The organism is Haladaptatus sp. DYF46, from assembly GCF_021083305.1.
GTDB lineage: Archaea > Halobacteriota > Halobacteria > Halobacteriales > Haladaptataceae > Haladaptatus.
In genome coordinates this window covers 1-1,738 of the sequence record NZ_JAJFAY010000023.1, presented here as the reverse complement: position 1 = coordinate 1,738, position 1,738 = coordinate 1, and the positions used below count along the sequence as shown (strand labels likewise).

Genomic DNA, 1,738 nt, shown 5'->3' with positions numbered 1-1,738 from the left:
TGCTCTTGAGCAGAATCTAAGAGATCCTGCACGATCTCTAACCGAGAATCGCCCTTCTGAACCGGCCGAGCATCCAAGACAATCGGTACTGCATTGCCGACGAGCTGGACCGTCGCCCACTGATAAGCGTATTCACCGTCCTTTGTCCCGATAATCTCTGCTTCACGTCCTGTTCGATCACCCGTAAACGGATCGTCTTCGGTTGTATCGATCGCGACAATTCCAGCCCGATGGAACGCATCTGTCTCTGCAATTCGATCGAGTAATCGGCCAACCGACTCACGGTACATTTCCCGGATTTTCTCGATAGAGAGGTCACGAAGGTGCGTTCGGTGAGTATGTCCGAGCGGTGTCCGGTCTCGTCGGGATTCTATCGTGAAACTCCGTGCACCCTCATTTGCAGCCAAATTCTCACGGAGTCCAAGATACGTTTGGAGATTCCAGAATGCGTTCTCGTGTATTTCGGAACCACTACCACGATCAAGCGAAAAGCCCGGATAGACGAGTCGAGTAACGTGGTTTGTGACTTTCTCGGCGCAGTCAAGAACGGATCGCTCGTCAGCCGCCGTTTCCTCACTGAAGTCGTGCGAATGTGTGTTCGGTGGCTCTCGCGGGACCGAGACGCCTGCTCGATCGGCCTTGCGCAAAATCGTCTTCGCAACCGTCTCAACCGTATCTCTGAGGTCAATGGTGAATCGATACTTCCAGCTTCGCCATAGCGTCGATTGGTCGGGTATCGATTCAACATTGAGACGATGGCACAGCGATGATTGCTGCTGAAGATACTCGATGAGGGCTGTCTCGTGATCCCAGCCATGGAGTTCTTTGAGCAGAAATAGCCGCATCAGTAAAGCCATGTCGTACCGTGTCGATCCAGTATACCGATCATGGGGTTGGAACTCGAAATAGTCGAGCGGAAGGTCAGTAACGAAGCGCTCGACTGACTCATGAGCGCCATGGTCGAACCAGACCCTCGCGACGGTCCGAACGTCCTCTTCGAGAGCACCGAGCGAACTTCGGTCGTACAGTGGTGTCACGTCATAGATAGGCCACTGATAAGAGGAAGTCGTCACAAGAGAACGAAAGACATCGTGCTTTGATTCAAGAGTTGCAGTCATTTCTAAAGATGGTTCAGAGCTATGAAATTGGTTTGTTATGTTACGATACGGCATTTGCAGAGTGTAGCTTTAGACTACTAATTAGAGAAGACGTGTAGAGATTTGTGGATAATTTTGAACATTCAGAAAGCATATGCTCCATGGCGTCATAATTGAGACCATGAGTAATACAATAACTGCTGAACGAGTTGGAATAATTATTGGCTGTATCATAACCGTCTCACTCCCTGCAAGCCTCATAACGGCTCTGTTCCTTTCAAATCCTCCACTTTGGCAAATTGCGATTGCCTGGATTCTTCCTGGAGTGATCGTTGGAGTTTTCCTTGCAAATGATGCACTTCCGGTTACCTACGATGAAACCTGGTCGTTCGGAGTGCTTAGTTGGATCTGCACACTTCTCCTCTGGAAACTCATCCAGGTCAATATTGGGAATATCTCTGCCGATCAAACCACGGCGGTGTGGACAACAATCGTTGGGTTAGTGATTGCAGCACTCATCACGTGGGTTCGTCCTCAAATCCAACGCAATCGTTCAGCATCATAATTCCACGTCAACTCATTTCCAGCTATCAATTACTACTACGAGAGACTCTGTGCATTGAGAGCGCCAGTCTCAACTT

2 protein-coding genes are annotated in these 1,738 nt (G+C 49.5%); one reads left to right on the top strand and one right to left on the bottom strand.

Translation table 11 applies throughout. The annotated features are described in order from the left end of the window. The coding region (locus LJF34_RS28750; protein ID WP_231190435.1) for a transposase at positions 1 to 1,118 on the bottom strand (1,118 nt) is incomplete at its 3' end. A 160-nt stretch (positions 1,119 to 1,278) separates the two neighbouring features. Here LJF34_RS28750 and LJF34_RS28745 point away from each other — a divergent pair. Further along, positions 1,279 to 1,662: a hypothetical protein gene (locus LJF34_RS28745; RefSeq protein ID WP_231190433.1), complete on the top strand. Its 384-nt coding sequence runs from the start codon at positions 1,279 to 1,281 to the stop codon at positions 1,660 to 1,662. Positions 1,663 to 1,738 lie beyond the last annotated feature (76 nt).

What these genes read in the sequence shown, in the direction of transcription:
- LJF34_RS28745 (WP_231190433.1), top strand. Translation starts at nt 1,279, where the DNA reads ATGAGTAATACAATAACTGCTGAACGAGTTGGAATAATTATTGGCTGT.